General features: G+C 62.1%; 22 protein-coding genes. 9 read left to right on the top strand and 13 right to left on the bottom strand.

The window, feature by feature from the left end:
• The first annotated feature begins 33 nt into the window (after positions 1-33).
• From zur to PverR02_RS00400, 4 genes are read left to right on the top strand one after another with little or no spacing between them, the layout of a single operon-like run.
• Positions 34-516 carry a zinc uptake transcriptional repressor Zur gene (gene zur / locus PverR02_RS00415; protein WP_026140288.1) on the top strand — a complete coding sequence of 161 codons (483 nt, stop codon included), beginning with the start codon at positions 34-36 and terminating at the stop codon, positions 514-516.
• Complete coding sequence (gene znuC, locus PverR02_RS00410) at positions 516-1,301, top strand: zinc ABC transporter ATP-binding protein ZnuC (protein WP_017849021.1); 786 nt, start codon at positions 516-518, stop codon at positions 1,299-1,301. Before zur ends, znuC begins: the two co-directional genes overlap by 1 nt.
• The gene (znuB, locus tag PverR02_RS00405; protein ID WP_079442557.1) at positions 1,294-2,082 is read left to right on the top strand and encodes a zinc ABC transporter permease subunit ZnuB; all 789 of its coding nucleotides are present in this window, start codon (positions 1,294-1,296) and stop codon (positions 2,080-2,082) included. The genes znuC and znuB overlap by 8 nt, the downstream gene beginning before the upstream one ends.
• Before the next feature lie 37 nt (positions 2,083-2,119).
• The gene (locus tag PverR02_RS00400; protein ID WP_017849019.1) at positions 2,120-2,839 is read left to right on the top strand and encodes a PA5502 family lipoprotein; all 720 of its coding nucleotides are present in this window, start codon (positions 2,120-2,122) and stop codon (positions 2,837-2,839) included.
• A 102-nt stretch (positions 2,840-2,941) separates the two neighbouring features.
• On the opposite strand, the gene katE is transcribed toward PverR02_RS00400, so the two are convergent.
• Positions 2,942-5,104, bottom strand: coding sequence for a catalase HPII (katE, locus tag PverR02_RS00395; protein ID WP_265332179.1), 2,163 nt, complete (start codon positions 5,102-5,104; stop codon positions 2,942-2,944).
• Between the two features lie 244 nt (positions 5,105-5,348).
• Between katE and PverR02_RS00390 the strand changes: the two genes are divergently transcribed.
• The 3 genes from PverR02_RS00390 to PverR02_RS00380 are packed head-to-tail and all read left to right on the top strand — an operon-like array spanning position 5,349 to position 7,852.
• The gene (locus PverR02_RS00390) at positions 5,349-6,356 is read left to right on the top strand and encodes a methionine ABC transporter ATP-binding protein (protein ID WP_017849017.1); all 1,008 of its coding nucleotides are present in this window, start codon (positions 5,349-5,351) and stop codon (positions 6,354-6,356) included.
• Complete coding sequence (locus PverR02_RS00385; RefSeq protein WP_017849016.1) at positions 6,356-7,030, top strand: methionine ABC transporter permease; 675 nt, start codon at positions 6,356-6,358, stop codon at positions 7,028-7,030. Before PverR02_RS00390 ends, PverR02_RS00385 begins: the two co-directional genes overlap by 1 nt.
• A 51-nt stretch (positions 7,031-7,081) precedes the next feature.
• A complete protein-coding gene (locus tag PverR02_RS00380; RefSeq protein WP_017849015.1) occupies positions 7,082-7,852 on the top strand; it encodes a MetQ/NlpA family ABC transporter substrate-binding protein in 771 nt (256 codons plus the stop codon).
• A 144-nt stretch (positions 7,853-7,996) separates the two neighbouring features.
• Here PverR02_RS00380 and PverR02_RS00375 read toward each other — a convergent pair whose 3' ends face one another.
• Genes PverR02_RS00375 through PverR02_RS00355 form a run of 5 tightly spaced genes read right to left on the bottom strand, consistent with a single transcriptional unit; the run spans position 7,997 to position 11,929 of the window.
• Positions 7,997-8,632 carry an SCO family protein gene (locus tag PverR02_RS00375; protein ID WP_017849014.1) on the bottom strand — a complete coding sequence of 212 codons (636 nt, stop codon included), beginning with the start codon at positions 8,630-8,632 and terminating at the stop codon, positions 7,997-7,999.
• Positions 8,629-9,528 carry a heme o synthase gene (gene cyoE / locus PverR02_RS00370; RefSeq protein WP_046381540.1) on the bottom strand — a complete coding sequence of 300 codons (900 nt, stop codon included), beginning with the start codon at positions 9,526-9,528 and terminating at the stop codon, positions 8,629-8,631. Before cyoE ends, PverR02_RS00375 begins: the two co-directional genes overlap by 4 nt.
• Positions 9,516-10,595: a COX15/CtaA family protein gene (locus PverR02_RS00365; RefSeq protein WP_017849012.1), complete on the bottom strand. Its 1,080-nt coding sequence runs from the start codon at positions 10,593-10,595 to the stop codon at positions 9,516-9,518. The genes cyoE and PverR02_RS00365 overlap by 13 nt, the downstream gene beginning before the upstream one ends.
• A gap of 10 nt (positions 10,596-10,605) precedes the next feature.
• Positions 10,606-11,199 carry a hypothetical protein gene (locus PverR02_RS00360; RefSeq protein ID WP_026140286.1) on the bottom strand — a complete coding sequence of 198 codons (594 nt, stop codon included), beginning with the start codon at positions 11,197-11,199 and terminating at the stop codon, positions 10,606-10,608.
• On the bottom strand, positions 11,165-11,929 hold the full coding sequence (locus tag PverR02_RS00355; RefSeq protein WP_017849010.1) for an SURF1 family protein: 765 nt from the start codon (positions 11,927-11,929) through the stop codon (positions 11,165-11,167). The genes PverR02_RS00360 and PverR02_RS00355 overlap by 35 nt, the downstream gene beginning before the upstream one ends.
• A gap of 32 nt (positions 11,930-11,961) precedes the next feature.
• On the opposite strand from PverR02_RS00355, the gene PverR02_RS00350 reads away from it, so the two are divergent.
• Positions 11,962-12,165: a twin transmembrane helix small protein gene (locus PverR02_RS00350; RefSeq protein WP_079442556.1), complete on the top strand. Its 204-nt coding sequence runs from the start codon at positions 11,962-11,964 to the stop codon at positions 12,163-12,165.
• Positions 12,166-12,171: 6 nt separating this feature from the next.
• On the opposite strand, the gene PverR02_RS00345 is transcribed toward PverR02_RS00350, so the two are convergent.
• The 4 genes from PverR02_RS00345 to coxB are packed head-to-tail and all read right to left on the bottom strand — an operon-like array spanning position 12,172 to position 16,465.
• Positions 12,172-13,059 (bottom strand): cytochrome c oxidase subunit 3, encoded by an 888-nt coding sequence (locus PverR02_RS00345; protein WP_079442555.1) that lies wholly within the window; start codon positions 13,057-13,059, stop codon positions 12,172-12,174.
• 35 nt (positions 13,060-13,094) lie between these two features.
• Complete coding sequence (locus PverR02_RS00340; RefSeq protein WP_026140285.1) at positions 13,095-13,646, bottom strand: cytochrome c oxidase assembly protein; 552 nt, start codon at positions 13,644-13,646, stop codon at positions 13,095-13,097.
• Positions 13,647-13,689: 43 nt separating this feature from the next.
• Positions 13,690-15,279 (bottom strand): cytochrome c oxidase subunit I, encoded by a 1,590-nt coding sequence (gene ctaD / locus PverR02_RS00335; RefSeq protein ID WP_017849006.1) that lies wholly within the window; start codon positions 15,277-15,279, stop codon positions 13,690-13,692.
• A gap of 58 nt (positions 15,280-15,337) precedes the next feature.
• Complete coding sequence (gene coxB, locus PverR02_RS00330; RefSeq protein ID WP_026140284.1) at positions 15,338-16,465, bottom strand: cytochrome c oxidase subunit II; 1,128 nt, start codon at positions 16,463-16,465, stop codon at positions 15,338-15,340.
• Positions 16,466-16,833: 368 nt separating this feature from the next.
• Between coxB and PverR02_RS00325 the strand changes: the two genes are divergently transcribed.
• A complete protein-coding gene (locus PverR02_RS00325; protein WP_057004942.1) occupies positions 16,834-17,481 on the top strand; it encodes a hypothetical protein in 648 nt (215 codons plus the stop codon).
• 69 nt (positions 17,482-17,550) lie between these two features.
• Here PverR02_RS00325 and PverR02_RS00320 read toward each other — a convergent pair whose 3' ends face one another.
• The 3 genes from PverR02_RS00320 to PverR02_RS00310 form a co-directional block, all read right to left on the bottom strand.
• A complete protein-coding gene (locus PverR02_RS00320) occupies positions 17,551-19,098 on the bottom strand; it encodes a SulP family inorganic anion transporter (RefSeq protein WP_079442554.1) in 1,548 nt (515 codons plus the stop codon).
• A gap of 85 nt (positions 19,099-19,183) precedes the next feature.
• Positions 19,184-19,915 (bottom strand): carbonic anhydrase, encoded by a 732-nt coding sequence (locus PverR02_RS00315; RefSeq protein ID WP_017849002.1) that lies wholly within the window; start codon positions 19,913-19,915, stop codon positions 19,184-19,186.
• Between the two features lie 227 nt (positions 19,916-20,142).
• Entirely contained in the window at positions 20,143-21,201 is a 1,059-nt protein-coding gene (locus PverR02_RS00310) for a PA0069 family radical SAM protein (protein ID WP_079442553.1), read from the bottom strand.
• Positions 21,202-21,208 lie beyond the last annotated feature (7 nt).

Here is a 21,208-nt window from a genome sequence, read left to right as displayed (position 1 = left end):
AATAACGTCTCTATCAAATATCTGTCGCCGCTCATGCCTATAACACCGCTTGCCAGCCGTCCCCACGACCACTCTCACTGCGTGCATACCGCGCTGTCGGAGGCCGACACCCTCTGCGCACGGCAGGGTCTGCGCCTGACCGCCCTGCGTCGGCGCGTGCTGGAACTGGTCTGGCAGAGCCACAAGCCGCTGGGCGCCTACGACATCCTCGGCGTGCTCAGCGAGCAGGACGGTCGCCGCGCCGCGCCGCCCACGGTGTACCGCGCGCTGGATTTCCTGCTGGACAACGGCCTGGTACACCGCATCGCGTCACTCAACGCCTTCGTCGGCTGCAACCACCCGGAACACGCGCACCAGGGTCAGTTCCTGATCTGTCGCAAGTGCCACGCCGCCATTGAGCTTGAGCAAAGCAGCATCAGCGACGCCATCATCCAGAGCGCCGCCGACGTCGGCTTCAAGGTGGAAGGGCAAACCGTCGAAGTCGTCGGGCTCTGCGCCGGTTGCCAGGGGGCTTGATGAGCAACGCGTTAATCCGCCTGGAGCAGGTCGGGGTCACGTTCGCCGGGCAAAACGTGCTGGATAACATCGCGCTGAGCGTCGAACCGGGGCAGATCGTCACGCTGATCGGCCCCAATGGCGCCGGCAAGACCACCCTGGTGCGCGCCGTACTCGGCCTGCTCAAGCCCGACACCGGCAGTGTGTGGCGCAAGCCCAAGCTGCGTGTCGGTTATATGCCGCAAAAACTCTTCGTGGACCCGACGCTGCCCTTGTCGGTGCTGCGCTTCCTGCGCCTGGTGCCGGGCGTGGACCGCGCCCGCGCGCAAGCCGCGCTCAAGGAGGTCGGTGCCGAACAGGTCATCGACAGCCCGGTGCAAAGCATCTCCGGCGGTGAAATGCAGCGCGTGTTGCTGGCCCGCGCCCTGTTGCGCGAGCCGGAACTGCTGGTGCTCGACGAACCGGTGCAGGGCGTCGACGTCGCCGGCCAGGCCGAGTTGTACAGCTTGATCACCCGCCTGCGCGACCGCCTTGGCTGCGGCGTGCTGATGGTCTCCCACGACCTGCACCTGGTGATGAGCACCACCGACCAAGTGGTGTGCCTCAACCGCCACGTGTGCTGCTCCGGCCATCCGGAGCAAGTCAGCGGCGACCCGGCGTTCGTCGAGCTGTTCGGCAAGAACGCGCAGAGCCTGGCGATTTATCACCACCATCACGACCACGCCCATGACCTGCATGGCGCCGTGGTCGACGATCCCGCCACACCCCACACTCACGTTCATGGAGATAGCTGCAAGCATGGCTGATTTTCTGCTCTACGCCCTGCTGGCAGGCTTGGCTCTGGCGCTGGTGGCGGGCCCGCTGGGCTCGTTCGTGGTCTGGCGGCGCATGGCCTATTTCGGCGACACCTTGTCCCACGCCGCATTGCTGGGCGTGGCCCTGGGCTTTCTGCTGGATGTGAGCCCGACCATCGCCGTGACCGTCGGCTGCCTGCTGCTGGCGGTGCTGCTGGTGACCCTGCAACAGCGCCAGCCGCTGGCCTCCGACACGTTGCTGGGCATCCTGGCGCCCAGCACCCTGTCCCTGGGCCTGGTGGTGCTGAGCTTCATGCATGAAGTACGCATCGACCTGATGGCTTACCTGTTCGGCGACCTGCTGGCGATCAGCCCCACGGACCTTGCGTGGATTCTCGGCGGCAGCGCAGCCGTGCTGGTGCTGCTGGTGACGCTGTGGCGCCCGCTGCTGGCAATCACCGTGCATGAAGAACTGGCCACGGTGGAAGGCTTGCCCGTGCCCGCGCTGCGCATGACCTTGATGTTGTTGATCGCCGTGGTGATCGCTGTCGCGATGAAGATTGTCGGCGTATTGTTGATCACGTCACTGCTGATCATTCCCGCAGCCGCCGCCCAGCGCCACGCCCGCTCGCCGGAACAGATGGCGATCGGCGCCAGCGTACTGGGGATGCTGGCAGTGTGTGGGGGCCTGGCGCTGTCCTGGTTCAAGGACACGCCGGCAGGGCCGTCGATTGTGGTCACGGCGGCCGCCCTGTTTCTGCTGAGTTTTGTCCTGCCCCGTCGAGGGGTGTAGACTTGCTCGCTTTTTGCGCAAATAGAGAGTCGCAGGAATGAAGCCGTTCACCTCCCGTTATCTGCTCCTTGCCGCATTTTCCCTGCTGCTGGGCGCTTGTCAAAGTACCCCGCCCGCCGCCCCCGAGGCCCCGGACGCACGCGCGGTCGCCATCGCGCAACTGGAGCAAAACCTGGCCAGCAGCGAGCTGGCCACCGCCGAAGACCAACTGGCCGCGCTGCAGGCCCAGTCGCCCAACGATCCGGCGCTCGAGGCTTACCAGCGTCAACTGGCCGAGGCCTACCTGCAACGCAGTCAGATCGTGTTGCAAAAAGGTGATGTCAACGCCGCCGCTACCGCCCTCAGCCGCGCCCGCGCATTGATGCCCAAGGCTCCGGCGCTGACCGGTGGCGTCAACAGCGCCATCACCCACGCGCGCAAAGCCGAGCTGGACAAAGCCGAGGCCGCCCTCAAGGCCGCCGAAACCAAGCCCGTCGCCAAGGTCATCGACCCGGCCGCGCAGAGCACCACCGTGGCGCTGAACCTCACAGACATCGAAGAGCTGCGCCATCAGCTGGATGCCATCGCCACCGACGTGGTGAATTACCAGTGCGATGTGACCATCCAGGCACCGCGCACCCAGGATTACCCGTGGCTGGCGACCTTGCTGAGCAAACGGGTCAAGCGCATTGATTCGGGCTACGACCTGACGATTCACCGGCAGATCCTGAAGACTATTCCGGCGCAGGTTGTGCTGATTCCGCGCAAGGCGGAATAAAGCCATCGGGGGCAAGCCCCCTCCCACATTTTGAACGGTGAATACATTCAAAGTGTGGGAGGGGGCTTGCCCCCGATGGCAATCTAACCAACAACAGATGACTTAAGCCGGAACCGCCTTGGCCTTCGGCTCACGCTCCCAGACCCGATGCTGGGCAATCGCTTTAAAGAACGCCTTGAACGCCTTGGCATCCGCCCCCACGATCAACCCCCCATCCGCCTCGAGCTTGAGCAGGTCGAGCAAGGGCTGCGCGTCACTGGCCACGGCAATCGCCTTCAGGTGCTTGTAGGCCTCCAGCAGGTAGTGCAACGCCACGCCGTCCCCACTCAACGCCTTGATCGACGCCTTACCGCCGGGCACGAACACCGCATCAAACGCAATCGAGGGCAGGCCTGCCATCGACGCATCCACCGCCAGATGCTTGCCATCGGCCGTGGTGACCGGCGCCGAGGTCGGCCCGAGCAACTTGGCGTGTGCGCCCTCGGCTTGCAGCGCTTTTTTCAATGCGGCAATTGCCGCGCCGTCGACACCATCGGCCGCCAGAATCGCCACTTTGCGCGTTTTGATATCGCCCGACAGCAGGTTCACCTGGCTCAACGCCGGCGACGCTTTCACCGACGCCTTGCGCGGCGGCACCGTGCCTTTGGTCGGTGCGGGCAGACCCAGGTTCTGTGCAACGCGCCTGGCCAGTTCCAGGTCGATGTTGGCCAGAATCTCATTGACCTGACGGACACGGATAACCTCGCGCTCCACCTTGCCCAACTCAAAACTGTAGGCCGCAATGATGTGCTCTTTCTCATGGTGGCTCATGCTGTTAAAAAACAGCGTGACCTGGGAGAAGTGATCGCCAAACGACTCACTGCGCTCGCGCACCTTGTTGGCATCGACGCGCTCGTAATAGGTTTCGAAACCACCCTCCTGAGCCGCGGGCGGCGTTTCTTTCGGCCAACCGCCATCGATCGAATTCGGCTCATACGCAGCCCGGCCCTTATCGATCACAGTGCGATGCTGGGCATCCCGCTGACCATTATGGAAAGGCACTACAGGCCGATTGATCGGCAGCTCATGAAAGTTCGGCCCACCGAGTCGGCTGATCTGGGTATCCGTGTAGGAAAACAGGCGGCCTTGCAGTAGCGGGTCGTTGGTGAAGTCGATACCCGGCACGATATGGCCAGGGCAAAAGGCGACTTGCTCGACTTCGGCAAAGAAGTTGTCGGGGTTGCGGTTAAGCACCATCTTGCCCAGCGGCGTAATCGGCACCAACTCTTCGGGGATGATCTTGGTCGGATCGAGCAGGTCGAAGTCGAACTTATGCTCGTCTTCTTGCGCAACGATCTGTACACCCAACTCCCACTCAGGGTAGTCACCGCCCTCAATCGCTTCCCACAGGTCGCGACGGTGGTAATCGGTATCTTTACCGGCAAGCTTTTGCGCTTCGTCCCACACCAGGGAACAGGTGCCGACTGTTGGATGCCAGTGGAATTTCACGAAGCTCGATTTACCTTCGGTATTGATCAAGCGAAAGGTGTGAATACCGAACCCCTGCATGGCACGCAGGCTTTTCGGAATAGCCCGGTCAGACATGGCCCAGATCACCATGTGCGCCGATTCCGGCTGCAGCGAGACAAAATCCCAGAACGTATCGTGGGCCGAGCCTCCGGTAGGCATTTCATTGTGCGGCTCAGGCTTTACCGCATGCACAAAGTCGGGAAACTTGATCGCATCCTGAATGAAAAATACCGGCATGTTGTTGCCCACCAGGTCGAAGTTGCCTTCCTCGGTGAAGAACTTCACGGCAAAACCGCGCACGTCGCGCACCGTATCGCCCGAACCACGCGGGCCTTGCACGGTGGAAAAACGCACGAACACCGGGGTTTTATGCTCGGGGTTACGCAGGAAACCGGCCTTGCTCAGCGCCGAATGGTTCTCATAGGTCTGAAAATAGCCATGCGCGCCCGTACCGCGCGCATGCACGATGCGCTCCGGGATACGTTCATGGTCAAAATGCGTGATTTTTTCACGCATGATGAAGTCTTCCAGCAGCGAGGGGCCGCGGACACCGACTTTCAAGGTGTTCTGGTTATCGGAAATCTTCACGCCTTGGTTGGTACGCAGTGCCTGGCCGGTCGCGTCGCTACGGAATGCCTCCAGGGCCTGCAGCTTGGCGTTGGTGTTGCCACGGTCCAGGGTATCGGTGCCCGCCAGTTCACTCTTCGGCGGGATGGCTGGCTTGTGGGTACTCATCAGACAAAACTCCTTATTCAAAGTGGCCAGAGCGGTCCCCGGCTCGTTTGAGCAAAACCCCAGGCACGGCACCCGGGAAATCGAGTTGCTGAAGTAGTGACTGACACGAATTTGCACCGTTCCTTTTTTATGACCTTTGATCGCGTTATTGCCAAATCACTGGTTGAATGCGAAATAAATGCTAAGAACCGCTATACGGACAGGCTAAAATGCGCGCCCGGCTAACCGCTGATCCCTTTTCCATGCGCCCCACAAGGTTCGCTACGTGATCGAGTTTCATAACGTCCATAAAACCTACCGCGTCGCCGGTAAGGAAATCCCCGCGCTTCACCCCACCAACCTGCGCGTCGAGAACGGCCAGGTGTTTGGTCTGATTGGCCACTCCGGTGCGGGAAAAAGTACCTTGTTGCGCCTGATCAATCGCCTCGAGCAACCCAGCGGCGGCCAGATCAACGTCGATGGCGAAGAAGTCACGGCCCTGGATGCCAACGGCCTGCGCCGTTTCCGCCAGCAGGTCGGGATGATTTTCCAGCACTTCAACCTGCTGGCCTCCAAGACCGTCGCCGACAACGTGGCGCTGCCGCTGACACTGGCCGGCGAATTGTCGCGCAAGGCCATCGACCAGCGCGTCGCCGAACTGCTGGCGCGCGTCGGCCTGTCGGACCACGCCAAGAAGTACCCGGCGCAACTGTCCGGCGGTCAGAAGCAGCGCGTCGGCATTGCCCGCGCCCTGGCGACCAAGCCGAAAATCCTGCTGTGCGACGAAGCCACCAGCGCCCTTGACCCGCAGACCACCGCCTCGGTGTTGCAACTGCTGGCCGAGATCAACCGCGAGTTGAAGCTCACCATCGTACTGATCACCCACGAAATGGACGTGATCCGCCGCGTATGCGACCAGGTGGCCGTGATGGATGCCGGCGTGATCGTCGAGCAAGGCTCGGTGGCCGACGTGTTCCTGCACCCCAAGCACCCGACCACCAAGCGCTTTGTCCAGGAAGCCGATCAGGTCGACGAAAGCGAGCAGCGCGATGACTTCGCCCATGTACCGGGCCGCATCGTGCGCCTGACGTTCCAGGGCGAAGCGACCTACGCACCACTGCTGGGTAACATCGCCCGCGAAACGGGTGTGGACTACAGCATCCTCGCCGGGCGTATCGACCGCATCAAAGACATCCCCTACGGGCAACTGACCCTCGCCATCACCGGCGGTGACATGGAAGCGGCCTTTGCACGCTTCACCGCCGCCGACGTCCACATGGAGGTGCTGCGCTAATGGAAGTCCTGATGAGTTTCTTCGCCAATATCGACTGGTCCGAAATCTGGCTCGCCACCGGCGACACCATGACCATGCTGTTCGGTTCGCTGTTCTTCACCGTGCTGCTCGGCTTGCCCTTGGGCGTGCTGCTGTTTCTGTGCAGCCCGCGCCAGCTGTTCGAGCAAAAAGGCCTGTACGCGTTGCTGTCGCTGAGCGTGAACATCCTGCGCTCGCTGCCGTTCATCATCCTGTTGATCGTGATGATCCCGTTCACCGTGCTGATCACCGGCACTTCGCTGGGTGTGGCCGGTGCGATTCCGCCGCTGGTCGTGGGCGCAACGCCGTTCTTTGCGCGCCTGGTGGAGACCGCGCTGCGTGAAGTGGACCGCGGCATCATCGAAGCCACCCAGTCCATGGGAGCCAGCACGCGCCAGATCATCACCCATGCTTTATTGCCTGAGGCCCGCCCCGGCATTTTCGCGGCGATTACGGTGACGGCGATTACACTGGTGTCCTACACCGCCATGGCCGGCGTCGTCGGTGCCGGCGGCCTGGGCGACCTGGCCATCCGTTTCGGCTACCAGCGCTTCCAGACCGATGTGATGGTCGTCACGGTGGTGCTGTTGTTGATCCTGGTGCAAATTCTGCAAACCGTCGGCGACAAGCTGGTGGTGCATTTTTCTCGAAAATAACGACTATTGCCGGCTATACGCCGATAAATGCCCGAACAAGGAGCTTGCTGGATGAAAAAACTACTGGTTGCTTTCGCCGCCGTCGCCGCGTTTTCGGCCCACGCCGAGACCATCACGGTTGCCGCCTCGCCGGTGCCCCACGCGGAAATCCTCGAATTCGTGAAGCCGGCACTCGCCAAAGAGGGCGTGGACTTGCAGGTCAAAGTCTTCACCGACTACGTGCAGCCCAACGTACAAGTGGCCGAAAAGCGCCTGGACGCCAACTTCTTCCAGCACCAGCCGTACCTGGATGAGTTCAACAAAGCCAAGGGCACGCACCTGGTGAGCGTCGGCGCGGTCCACCTCGAACCCCTGGGCGCTTACTCCAGCAAGTACAAGACCCTGGCCGACCTGCCTGACGGCGCCAACGTCGTGATCCCGAACGACGCCACCAACGGCGGCCGTGCGCTGTTGCTGCTGGCCAAGCACAACCTGATCACCCTGAAGGACCCGACCAACATCCTGTCGACCATCAAGGACATCACCGCCAACCCGAAAAAACTCAAGTTCCGCGAACTGGAAGCCGCCACGTTGCCGCGCGTGCTGACCCAGGTCGACCTGGCGCTGATCAACACCAACTACGCGCTGGAAGCCAAACTGGACCCGTCCAAAGACGCCCTGGTCATCGAAGGCAGCGACTCGCCTTACGTGAACATCCTGGTGACCCGCGAAGACAACAAAGACTCGGACGCCGTGAAGAAGCTGGTCGCAGCCCTGCACACGCCTGAAGTGAAGAAGTTCATCGAAGAGAAGTACAAAGGCGCGATCAAGCCGGCGTTCTGATCCGACTCGCTCCCCAACACACCGCAGATCAAACAATGTGGGAGGGGGCTTGCTCCCGATAGCGGCAGTTCAGTCGATGCATACGTTGACTGACCCACCGCCATCGGGAGCAAGCCCCCTCCCACCTGTGTTTTGTGTTGCCTGTTATTTGCGCTGCAACAGCCCTGGCAACTGCGCCACCAGCTTCTGGTTGTTCAGCGGCGCACGAATGAACCCACGCTGGGTGCCATCCGGGCCGATCAGCGCGAGGTTGCCGCTGTGGTCGACCGTGTAGTTCGGCTTGGTCGTGTCCGCCGGAATGAACGGGATGCTCACCGCGTTCGACACCTTCTGCACATCGTCCACATTCGCGCCGGTCAGGCCTTCGAATTGCGGGTCGAAATAGCCCAGGTATTGCTTGAGCTGAGTCGGCGTGTCGCGGTTCGGGTCGACGCTGACCAGGATCACCTGCAACTTATCCACAGCCTCTTTGGGCAACTCGCTCTTGATCTGGCGCAGTTGGGCGAGGGTGGTGGGGCAGATGTCCGGGCAGAAGGTGTAGCCGAAGAACAGCAGGCTCCACTTGCCCTTCAACTCGTTGACCAGCACCGGCTGGCCGTCCTGGTTGGTCATGGTCACCGGCGGCAATTGGCGGCTTTGCGGCAGCAGGATGATGCCGGCATCGATCAAGGCGGTCGGGTCGCCCTGGCCCTTGCCCGAGAGCACTTTGTTGACGGTCAGGCCCATGATCAACGCGACAATGGCCACCAGAATGAAGACAGTTTTTTGGGTTCGGGTCATAGGTTCAACAATAAGTAGTGGTCTACAAGCAGGGCGATAAACAGCAGGAACAGGTACCAGATAGAGTACTTGAACGTGTTGATCGCCGCGTGCGGCTGAGCGCCACGGTACAGCACCCAGGCCCATTGCAGAAAGCGTGCGCCCAACACCAGCGCAGATCCGAGGTACAGCAGGCCGCTCATATGGATGACGTAGGGCATCAGACTCACCGCCAGCAGGACGCAGGTGTAGAGCAGGATATGCACCTTGGTGTAGTGCTCGCCATGGGTGACCGGCAGCATCGGAATATCGGCCTTGGCGTATTCCTCCTTGCGGTGAATGGCCAGGGCCCAGAAGTGCGGCGGGGTCCAGGCGAAGATGATCAGCACCAGCAGCAGCGGCTCGGCGCTGACATGCCCGGTGACCGCAACCCAGCCCAACAGCGGCGGCGCCGCGCCAGCCAGGCCACCGATGACGATGTTCTGCGGCGTCGCGCGCTTGAGAAAGCCGGTGTAGATCACCGCATAACCGAGCAACGAAGCCAGCGTCAGCCAGGCCGCCAGCGGGTTGGTGAACGCTAGCAGCAGCGCCAACCCGGCAACAGCCAGAAACAAAGCAAAGGCCAGCGCCGCCCCGGGCGATACACGCCCCTGTGCGATCGGGCGCTTTTGCGTGCGTGCCATCAGCGTATCGATGCGCCGATCGACGACGTGGTTGACCACCGCCGCGCCACCGGCACACAGGGCGATCCCCAGGTTGCCGAAGATCAGCACCGCCCACGGCACCCCGGCGCGGGTGGCGAGGAACATGCCCACCAGCGAGGTGATGAGCATCAGCACCACCACTTTCGGCTTGGTCAGCTCCAGGTAGTCACGCCAGATCGCCTGGCCGTGACGCGCGCCGATCAAGGTCGCCATGGCATCTCTCCTTTGAGGGTGATAAGGCCCGATACGTGTTTACGCGGGCTGAAACGCCAGCCGAACGGCATCTGGCGGCGCACCCGGACCAGGCTGGTACGGGCGTGGTAATTGACCAGTACCAGGGTCAGCAACAAGGCTGCGCCACCGGCGTTGTGACCGACCGCCACCGGCAGCGGCAGGTGGAAATACACGTTGCTCAGGCCCAGGCCGATCTGTGCCGCCAGGGCGATCAGCAGCAGGCCCGCGAGCCGGGTCATGCCCACCGCGCGCAGCTGCCAGGCCAGGCCCAGTAACACCAGGGTGACCAGCAGCGCGCCGATGCGGTGGGTCAGGTGAATGGCCGTGCGCGCGTCGCTGTCGAGCTGGCCGCCGAGGTAATTGGGGCCGATGTGCTGGGTCAGGTGGAAGCCATTGGCAAAGTCCGCCGCCGGCCACCACTGGCCATGGCAGGTGGGCAAATCGATACAGGCCACCGCCGCGTAGTTGGAACTCACCCAGCCGCCCAGTGCGATCTGGCCGATCACCAGCACCAGGCCGGCGGTGGCCCAATATTGCAGGCGCTTGGGCACGATCAGCGCGGGCAGCACACCGGACAGGCGCAGGGTCAGCAGAAACAACAGGCTCAAGGTCGCAAAGCCGCCCAACAGATGCCCGGTCACCACTTGCGGCCAGAGCTTGAGCGTCACCGTCCACATACCGAACGCCGCCTGGGCGAACACCACCGCCAACAGGAACAGCGGCAACTTCACCGGCTGGCCGGGGTCGCGCCGATGCCGCCACGAGCGCGCTGCCAGCAACACGATCAGCAGGCCCAGGGTGCCGGCAAAGTAACGATGAACCATCTCGCTCCAGCCTTTGTCGGCCTCCACCGGCGTGTCCGGGAAATGCAACTCGGCATGGGCCAACTGGGCGTCGCTTTGCGGCACGCTGATAAAGCCGTAGCACCCTGGCCAATCCGGACAACCCAGGCCGGCGTGGGTCAGGCGCGTATAGGCGCCGAGCAATACGACAATCAGCGCCAGCAAGGTGGCAAACAGCGCGAGGCGAAATCCAGGTTTGGCCATGACGATGCCCTTATCCGATGTTCGACAGTTTCAGCAGGTGGCGCAGGTCGTTGAGCAAGTCCTTGCCCTTGACCGTCGTGTCGTAGCGCAGCACCAGGTTGCCGTGGGGATCGACGATCCACAGTTGCGCCTCGCCCGGTGCGGCGGCGGCTTTGCCGAAGGTCGTCAAGTCCAGCGGGTAGCGTTGCAATTGCGGGTATTCGGCCTTGAGCCTGGCCTCGTAATCGGCGCCGACCGGCTGCGCACTGGCCAGGGCATGACTGGCCCGGGACGCATCGCGGCCGAGGCCAATCTGCAGCTGCCGCGCCAGGTACACCAGTTGCCGGCACTCGGCGGCGCAGGCGCTGGGCGCGGTGACGAGCAACTGCCAGCGCTGTTCGTCCGCCTGCACGCCGATATCGGCGCGGGTCTGGCCGTTGCCGATCAGTTCGCCGTGGTAACTGCGACTGTCCGGCACCCAGAACTGCAGCTTGTACATAAAGGTGGCGAGCGCCATCGGGCCGATCACCATCAGCAGGATCAGGATCAGTTGCCAGCGGCCTTTGCGCCGGTCGGGCGTCGCTGGCGCATCAGACATGTTGAGTGGATTCATGGCCGCTCCCATGGTGCTTCTCCTTTGCGTTGTGCCATCCGAGGTAGAGGTAAAGGCTGAGCAGCGCCAACGCCATGGCGAACCATTGCACCGCATAGGCCAGGTGTTTTTCCGGGCCCATGGCAACGATGGGCCAGGTGGTGTCGTAGGTGCCGGGGCCGGCTTCGGCGCGCAGTTCGTAGGCAAAACCGCTGCGCCCCAGCTCGGCCCACAGCGTGGCCGGATGCAGCGCGGTGAGCAGGCGCGGCCAGTGCGCGGTCGCCGGGTCGGCGTGCAACTGGAAGGTTTCGCCGGGCGCGACATACACCCAGGCGTCAAGATTCACCGGCTGTTCCGGCGTGCTGAAGACGGGCGGCGCGCGCCGATCCGGCCAGGGCAACCAGCCGCGATTGAGCAGCAGCCACAGGCCGCTGGCCTGGTCGTGAAACGGTTGCAGCAGCTCGACGCCGGCCTTGCCATTACGCATGCGGTTGTCGAGCAACACACTGTGCTCGCCGTCGAATTGACCGCGCAGATGCACGCGACGGAAGGCCGGATCAGCCATGCTGTCGAGTTGGGCACTGCCCACCGGCTCAGCGGCGCGGCGCTCGGCATAGCTGTCCACCATCAGCTGTTTTTCATGGCCGCGCGACAGTTGCCAGAACCCCAGGCCCACCATCAGCGGCAGCAACACGAGCACCACCAGCGTCGGCGCGATACCGGGGCGAAAGCGCTGGATGGCACTGGCTATACTGGATTTCATCGCCCCTCCCCTATAAGCCCTGGAGCCAGACCATGCTCAAAGCCGCCATTGCCCTGATGCTCATCGCGACCGTCGCGAGCCTGTTCAGTGGCTTGTTCTTTCTGGTCAAGGACGAGGGCCACTCCAACCGCCTCGTCACCGCCTTGACCGTGCGTGTCGTACTGGCCGTGATCACCGTGGCGTTGATCGCCTGCGGCTTTTTCAGCGGCCAGTTGGTGTCGCATGCGCCTTGGTAGCGCGCCTCACAGCACATACACGAAGAAAAACAGGCCGATCCAGACCACATCCACAAAGTGCCAATACCAACTGGCCGCCTCGAAACCGAACTGGTGCTCGGCATTGAAGTGCCCGCGCAAGATACGCATCAGCATCACGAACAAAATAATCGTGCCGATGGTCACGTGGGCCCCGTGAAAACCGGTGAGCATGAAGAAGGTCGCGCCGTACACGCCGGAGCCCAATGTCAGGCCCAGCTCTTTGTAGGCGTGGATGTATTCCTCGGCCTGGAACCCAAGAAACCCCAGGCCCAGCAGCACCGTGATCGCCAGCCAGAGCTTCAGCGCACCGCGATGGCCTTTGCGCAGCGCATGGTGGGCGATGGTGATGGTCACGCTGGAACTCACCAGCAGGATGGTGTTGACCAACGGCAGGCCCCACGGGCTGATGGTGCCTTCGGGCGCGGGAAACAGCTTGGGATCGGGGTTGTTGAGCAGCGGCCAGATAAACTCGAAATTCGGCCACAGCATATGCGCGATGCCTTTGGAGCCTTCGCCCGCCAACCACGGCGCCGACATATGCCGCACATAAAACAGCGCACCGAAGAACGCGATGAAGAACATCACTTCGGAAAAGATGAACCAGGTCATGCCCCAGCGGAACGAGCGGTCCATCTGCGCGCTGTACAACCCGGCGCGGCTTTCCTTGATCACCGCGCCGAACCAGCCGAACAGCATGTAGGCCAGCAACAGGCCACCGACGAAAAAGATCCACGGCCCGTGGGATTCCGGGCGCGCAGCCTTCAGGTCGTTGAACCACACGCCCAGGCCATACACGGTGATCAGCAGGCCAACCGTAGCAATTATCGGCCATTTGCTTTGCGCTGGTACGTAGTACGTATCATGAGTCGACATGTATTCGCTCTCCTGATTGAGCGGGCAAACAGTAGCTAGCCGCCGCTATGGACAGCCACGGGCGGTTGGCGCGCGGTGATATCAAACAGCGTGTACGCCAGGGTCAAATGCTTCACATCCTTGGGCATGTCGCGATCGACAATGAAGCGCACCGGCATTTCGATGCGCTCACCGGGTTGCAGCACTTGCTGGGTGAAGCAAAAACACTCGGTCTTGTGGAAGTACATCGCCGCTTCAGCCGGGGAAATGCTCGGGATCGCCTGGGCGGTCATCGGCTTGTCGCTGGGGTTGTAGGCCACGAAGAGCATCTCGTTGACCGCGCCGGGGTTGACCACGATCTCGTCGGCCTTGGAATGGAACTCCCAGACCATGTCGATGGCATTGGTGGACAGGAACTGCACCCGCACCTGGCGCGACGGATCGACGATCTGCTCGCCCTCATACTGCCCGGCCGTCTTGCCGTTGATGCCGAACGCCTTGCACATCACGTCGTAGATCGGCACCAGGGCAAAGCCGAAGGCGAACATCGCCAGCACCAGGATCAACAGACGGGTGACCAGGCGCTTGAGTGGCACGGAGTCAGCCATGGCGATCACCCGACAGTGTGGGAGGGGATTTGTGGAAGCCGGTTCATTTGACCTCCGGTGGCGTGGTGAAGGTGTGGTACGGCGCGGGCGAGGGCACGCTCCACTCCAGGCCTTCAGCGCCGTCCCACGGCTTGGCCGGTGCTGGCGGGCCGCCGCGGATGCACTTGATCACGATAAACAGGAAGAAGATCTGCGTGGCACCGAACATGAACGCGCCGATGGACGAGACCATGTTGAAGTCGGCGAACTGCAGGTTGTAGTCCGGCACCCGACGCGGCATGCCGGCCAACCCGACGAAGTGCATCGGGAAGAACGCCATGTTCATGCCCACGAAAGACAGCCAGAAGTGCAGCTTGCCCAGGGTTTCGTCGTACATGTGGCCGGTCCATTTCGGCAGCCAGTAGTAAGCCGAGGCGAAGATGCCGAAGATTGCGCCGGGCACCAGTACGTAATGGAAGTGCGCCACCACGAAGTAGGTGTCGTGGTACTGGAAGTCTGCCGGCGCGATGGCCAGCATCAAGCCGGAGAAACCGCCGATGGTGAACAGGATCACGAACGCCACCGCAAACAGCATCGGCGTCTCGAACGTCAGCGAGCCTTGCCACATGGTGCTGACCCAGTTGAACACCTTCACCCCCGTCGGGACGGCGATCAGCAGGGTGGCGTACATGAAGAACAACTCGCCCACCAGCGGAATGCCGACCACGAACATGTGGTGCGCCCACACGATGAACGACAGGAACGCGATACTCGCCGTGGCGTAGACCATCGAGGTGTAGCCAAACAGCGGTTTGCGCGAAAAGGTCGGGATGATCGAGCTGACGGCGCCGAAGGCCGGCAGGATCATGATGTACACCTCGGGATGGCCGAAGAACCAGAACACATGCTGGAACAACACCGGATCACCGCCGCCGGCGGCACTGAAGAAGCTGGTGCCGAAGTGGATGTCCATCAGCATCATCGTCACGCAGCCGGCCAGCACCGGCATCACCGCGATCAGCAGGAAGGCGGTGATCAGCCAGGTCCACACGAACAGCGGCATTTTCATCAGGGTCATGCCCGGTGCGCGCAGGTTGAGAATGGTGGCGACCACGTTGATCGCGCCCATGATCGAACTGATGCCCATCAGGTGGATGGCGAAGATGAAGAACGTCACGCTTTCCGGGGCGTAGGTGGTGGAGAGCGGGGCGTAGAAGGTCCAGCCGAAATTCGGCCCGCCACCCGGGGTGAACAGGGTCGAGACCAGCAGCAGGAACGCCGCCGGCAGCAGCCAGAAGCTGAAGTTGTTCATGCGCGGCAGGGCCATGTCCGGCGCGCCGATCATCAGCGGGATCATCCAGTTGGCCAGGCCGACGAACGCCGGCATCACCGCGCCGAACACCATGATCAAGCCGTGCATGGTGGTCATCTGGTTGAAGAACGCCGGCTCGACGATCTGCAGGCCGGGCTGGAACAGCTCGGCGCGGATCACCATGGCGAACGAGCCGCCGAGCAGGAACATGGTGAAGGCGAACCACAGGTACATCGTGCCGATGTCTTTGTGGTTGGTGGTCAGCACCCAGCGCATCAAACCCTTGGCGGGGCCGTGGGCATGGTCACTGGCGTGGCCATGGTCATCGATCACAGCGCTCATGGCCGTTCTCCTGCAAACGAGTGGGCGGGGCGGTTCAGCGCATTCGCAATGAAGTGAGTCATTTGCTTTCCGCCTGTTTCAGAGCCAGCACGTCTTTGGGCGTGACCATGTCGCCTTTGTTGTTGCCCCAGGCGTTGCGCTCGTAGGTCACCACCGCGGCGATATCCACTTCCGAGAGTTGCTTGCCAAAGGCGGCCATGGCGGTGCCGGGCTTGCCGAAGTAGACGCGGTGCAGGTGGTCTTCCTTGCTTCCGGTGGCGATCGGCGAACCCTTGAGCGCCGGGAACATCGGCGGCAGGCCCTGGCCTTCGGCCTGGTGACAGGCCACACAGCTGGTGTGGTAGACCTTGTCGCCACGGGCGACCAGTTCGTCCAGCGTCCACTCCTTGGAGGTCAGCTCCTTGAGCTGGGCGGCCTCAGCCTTGCGCTCGCCGAGCCAGGTGTCGTAGTCGGCCTTGGACTTGACCTCGACCACGATGGGCATGAAGCCGTGGTCCTTGCCGCACAGTTCGGCGCACTGGCCCCGGTAGATGCCGGGCTTCTCGATACGGGTCCAGGCCTCGTTGATGAAACCGGGGATGGCATCGCGCTTGACCGCAAAGGCCGGCACCCACCAGGAGTGGATCACGTCCGCGGCGGTCACCAGAAAACGCACCTTGGCGCCCACCGGCAGCACCAGCGGCTGGTCGACTTCCAGCAGGTAATGTTCGCCTTTGGTGGCCTTGTTGTGGATCTGCTCGGCGGGAGTAGCCAGGTTGCTGAAGAACTCCACATCCTGGCCGAGGTATTTGTAATGCCACTTCCACTGATAGCCGGTGATCTGGATATCGATGTCCGATTCCGTGCTGTCGTAGATGTTGATCAGAGTCTTGGTCGCCGGAATGGCCATCGCCACCAGGATCAGCAAGGGCACTACGGTCCAGAGGATTTCCACGGTGGTGCTTTCGTGGAACTTGGCGGCCACCTGGCCCGTAGACCGGCGGTGAAGGATCATCGACCAGAACATCGCGCCAAATACGACAATGCCGATCACTACACAGATCCAGAAAATGGTCATGTGCAGGTCGAACACGGCGTGACTGACTTCTGTCGCCCCTGGCGCCATATTCGTTGTCCAGGCGGCATGCGCCTGACCGAATACTGACCACAACAGGAGGCCCATCCAAACATGTGGATGTCGCGTCATTGCGGGTTCCCCTTATCGTTCTTGTTATCCCGCCGGTGTGCACCTGCGTCGAAGGGAGCGGCTTCCTTACTGCTTACAACCGCTTAGCCTCACCTGCTTATGCAGTCTGGCGTCATCAGCTAATCGCGTACAAAACCGAGTATAGACAGCACCTGCCACCCCGCAATGTGCAGGGGCAAATGAGCTGAAACAGACGGACGGGGCCCATAAGACCGGGGGGCGGAATCGTTTATCCGACGAACGATGGCAATTCGATATAACAGCGGCGCATAACCATGAAATAATTATGACAAATGCGTCTTAGACGCTTGTATAAACGAACTACCTTGTCCTTTCCCTTTTCCTACGCCTGCTTCACTGGAGCTTTCATGAACACCGCCGCATTGCGCGAGCAGATTTCCCTTGCCCATCAACACGAAGCCAGCACCGGCCAACTGGCCCAGCAACTCGAGAAACAATTACCGCACCTGCATTCGGCCATTACCCTGGCGGAGGGTGATCGTAACCTCGTCATGACACGCTTTGTCACTGCCTACGTCGACCTCGTCCCAGACCTGCTGGACGCCGCCAACGACGTAGCCCGCGAGGCCGGTATCGAAAGCCAGGTCAAGCCGGTACTGAAGATTGCCGAGCAGTTTTTCCTGCAACCGCCCGCGATTCTGGCGGGCCATATCGGTCTCGACGGCCTGCTGGACGAGGCCTACCTGGCCCATCGCCTGGTCGAAGAGGTCAATGACCTGTATATCAAGCATTTCGGCCAACCGTTGATTCCAGCGGACACCACCGTGGCCAATCTGATTGCCCATCAACTGATCGGTGAAACCTTTGCCAACCAGTTGGACGAAGCCGTACACCATGCGGTAGATGAAATGCTCAGCGAAGACAGCTTTGCGCTGGAATCGGTCGAGGCCTACCGCGAGCAGCTCAAAAGCCTGGCAACGGAAGCAGCGTGGAAGCGCTGGCCGTGCCTGTCGCGCAAGTTGGGCATTGAGTTGGAACTGGATCAGCAGGCCTGAGTCTTCGACCTGACGCTAAACACATGCGGGAGAGGGCAAGCCCCCTCCCGCATTTTTGATCCGGTTCCGTCAGTTGGTAAACGGCGCCGAACCGATCCTCGTCGTGGTCCGCACCCGACCTTCCAAGCGACGCTTCAACCCCCGCGCCTCGATCACCAGCTTCGCGCCCTTGGCCGCATTGGCCCGACCCCACTCCTCCAGCAACTCCAGGCAAGAATGGTCGATGTAACTGAGGTTGTTCAGCGGTACATGCAGGGTGTTTCCCGCCGGCACCGTCGACAGCACGCGGGTTAATGCCGGCACTTTCAGAAAAGTCGCCGCGCCGCTCAAACGCAATTCCATTTCACCGTGGCCGGGCAAATCGATCAGGCTGATTTTCAGGCGCGAAGCCTTGAACGCCAGTTTCAGCAACGTCAGCCCGAAACCCACCAACACGCCGGTCAGCAGGTCGGTAAAGACGATCGCCAGCGCCGTGGCCGCGTAGGTAAACATCGGCATCCGCCCGTAGCGGCCCAACGCGCGGAACGCCTTGACGTCCACCAGCTTGATCCCGGTGTACACCAGCACGCCCGCCAGGCTCGCCACCGGAATGCTTTGCAGCACGCTCGACAGCAACAGCACGAACCCCAGCAGCCACACGCCATGGAACATCGCCGACAAGCGCGTGGTGGCGCCGGCCTGCACGTTGGCCGAGCTACGCACGATCACACCCGTCATCGGCAAGGCGCCGACCAGGCCGCAGAGCATGTTGCCCACGCCTTGCGCGGACAATTCCTTATCAAAGTCAGAACGCTGGCCACTGTGCATGCGGTCGACTGCGGCGGCCGAAAGCAGGGTTTCGGCACTGGCGATAAACGCCACGGCGAACGCGGCGATCAACAATTGGGGATCGGCCAGGTTCAGCAAGTCGCTGGGACGCAGCCAATCGATGGCGTCGGCGAGGTTTTCCGGCACCTCCACGCGCTTGACCTGCAACGCCAGTACCAAGCTGGCCAGCGTTGCCAGGCCCACACCCAACAAGGCACCCGGCACAAACCGCAGCGGTTGCGGGCGGAACTTATCCCACAGGTACATCACCAACATGGTCGACAGCCCCAGCAAACCGGCCTGCCAGCCAAGGCCGCCGCCCAGGGTAGGCACCGCCGCTGCCAACGCGGCCGGGAAGCCCGCCAGGTTGTCCAGCCCTGATGGCTGGGGCGCACCGTCGAGCATCACATGGACCTGCGACAGCACAATCAGCACGCCGATCCCCGCCAACATGCCGTAGACCACCGCCGGCGCCGTGACACGAAACCAGCAGCCCAGGCGCAAACGCCCGGCCAGCAGTTGCAGCAAGCCGGCCAGCAGCAGGATCGGCCCGAGCATCGGCATGCCGTGCTGGCGCACCAGTTCGAACACCAACACCGCCAACCCCGCCGCCGGCCCGCTGACTTGCAACGGCGACCCCGCCATCCAGCCCACCACCAGGCCCCCGATGATCCCGGTGATCAGGCCCTTGGCCGGCGGCATGCCGGAAGCGATCGCGATCCCCATGCACAAGGGCAGGGCGACCAGAAACACTACCACGGAGGCCAGCAGCTCCCGAGGCAACACAGCTTTTAATTGAGCAGCACGCATGATGACTCTCCCGAGGCATTCGCCGGGCGCGGCAAAGCCTGGCTGCATCCATGGCAGCCACCGCTCTACCCGGCAGGGAAGTGTGTTAGAAGCGCGCTTTAGGCGTCGCGGAGGGGATTGGTTCGGTGCCGTTCAGCGGTCGAAACGCCGCCTTTTCCGCATCGTAGGCGCGGATTTCACTGGTCTCGATGTTGTAGATCCAGCCATGGATAAACAAATGACCATTGGCCATGCGCGAGGCCACGGACGGGTGGGTGCGCAAATGCTGCAACTGGGCGATGACGTTTTCTTCGGTCAGCATCTTCATGCTCTCGCCTTCATTGGCGCAGTCGCAGTTGTCGTGAACCATGGTCTTGGCGACTTCGGCGTGCCGCAGCCAGGCCTTGACCGTCGGCATCTTCTCCAGGCTCGCAGGGTTGAGCACCGCGCGCATCGCGCCGCAGTCGGAGTGCCCGCACACGATGATGTGCTGCACGCCCAGGGCAAGGACCGCGTATTCGATGGCCGTGGAAACGCCGCCGTTCATCTGCCCGTAGGGTGGCACCACGTTACCGACGTTACGGGTCACGAACAGGTCGCCGGGCGAGCTCTGGGTAATCAGCTCGGGCACGATGCGCGAGTCGGCGCAGGTGATGAACATCGCCCGAGGGTTCTGGGCCGTGGCGAGTTTCTTGAAGAGTTCTTCTTGCTGAGGGAAGACGTCGTGATGGAAATGCAAAAAGCCGTCAACGATGTGCTTTAGCGCTGCATCGGCGGACTCCGCCACTTGAGCGGCTGAAGCCGACGCAGCCAACGGCTGTTTATCCTTGTCACTCATGATTCATCCTCTTGATTAATGCAGGGGAGGGTTCAGGTCAATTCGACGCCGGGCCGATGGAATAGTTTTAGAACGCCGCAAAGCCGGGTGCCAACTCGTCAGTCACTCGCTGAACAAAGTAGCCGTCGAAACTTAACTCAAACTGAATCAACCGCTCTAGATCGCGGGTTTCAGTGATGTCAAAACGCGACCACCTCTACGATCACAGTGCGTATTTGCCCAATAGTCTACAACAACGCCATCTGCCTGCCCGGTGGGCAGAACGCCGTGCAATCCAGATTGAAGCCTTCCCGACGGTCGAGCCCAAGGCGCTTGATTGCCTTGCTGAAGCGCTGCGCCAGCAGATCGGCAAACGGCCCCTCTCCGCGCATACGCACGCCGAAGCGACTGTCATACACGCCCCCACCCCGCACCTGGCGTACCAGGCTCATCACATGGGCGGCGCGCTGCGGGTAATGCGCCGCCAGCCACTCCTCGAACAGCGGCGCCACCTCCAGCGGCAGGCGCAGCATCATATACGCCGCACTTTGTGCACCGGCTGCATGGGCTTCGGTGAGCAGGCTCTCCAGCTCGCTGTCGTTGATCATCGGGATCATCGGCGAACACAGCACCCCCACCGGGATACCGGCCTCGCGCATCACCCGGATCGCCCGCAACCGCGCCTTGGGCGCCGCCGTGCGCGGCTCCAGGATGCGCTTGAGTTCGTCGTCGAGGCTGGTGAGGCTGATCATCACCGCCACCAACCGCTGGCGCGCCAGTTCGGTGAGCAGGTCGAGATCGCGCAGGATCAGCGAGCCCTTGGTGATGATGGTCACCGGGTGCCGATAGCGCAGCAGCACTTCGAGGGTTTGCCGGGTGATCTTGTACTCGCGCTCGATCGGCTGGTACGGATCGGTGTTGGAACCCAGGTTGATCGGCGCACACACGTAGCCGGGCTTGGACAGCTGCTGTGCGAGCACGTCGGCGGCGTTGGTCTTGGCGATCAGCTTGGTTTCGAAATCCAGCCCCGGCGACAGGTCCCAATAGGCATGGCTGGGCCGCGCATAGCAGTAGATGCAGCCATGCTCACACCCGCGATAAGGATTGATCGAGCGATCGAACGGCAAGTCCGGCGAGTTGTTGCGCGTAATGATGGTCTTGGCCGTTTCGATACGCACTTCGGTGCCCTGGGTCGGCGGCACCTCCTGGTACCACCCGTCGTCCTCGACCACGCTGACGGTGGGCGCGAAACGATTGTGCAGGTTGGTCGCCGTGCCCCGGCCACGGGGCGGCAGAGGTGCAGACATGAAAACG

Origin of the sequence: Pseudomonas veronii, from assembly GCF_002028325.1 — a bacterium.
GTDB classification, from domain to species: domain Bacteria; phylum Pseudomonadota; class Gammaproteobacteria; order Pseudomonadales; family Pseudomonadaceae; genus Aquipseudomonas; species Aquipseudomonas veronii.
This window is presented reverse-complemented; position numbering and strand designations above follow the sequence as displayed.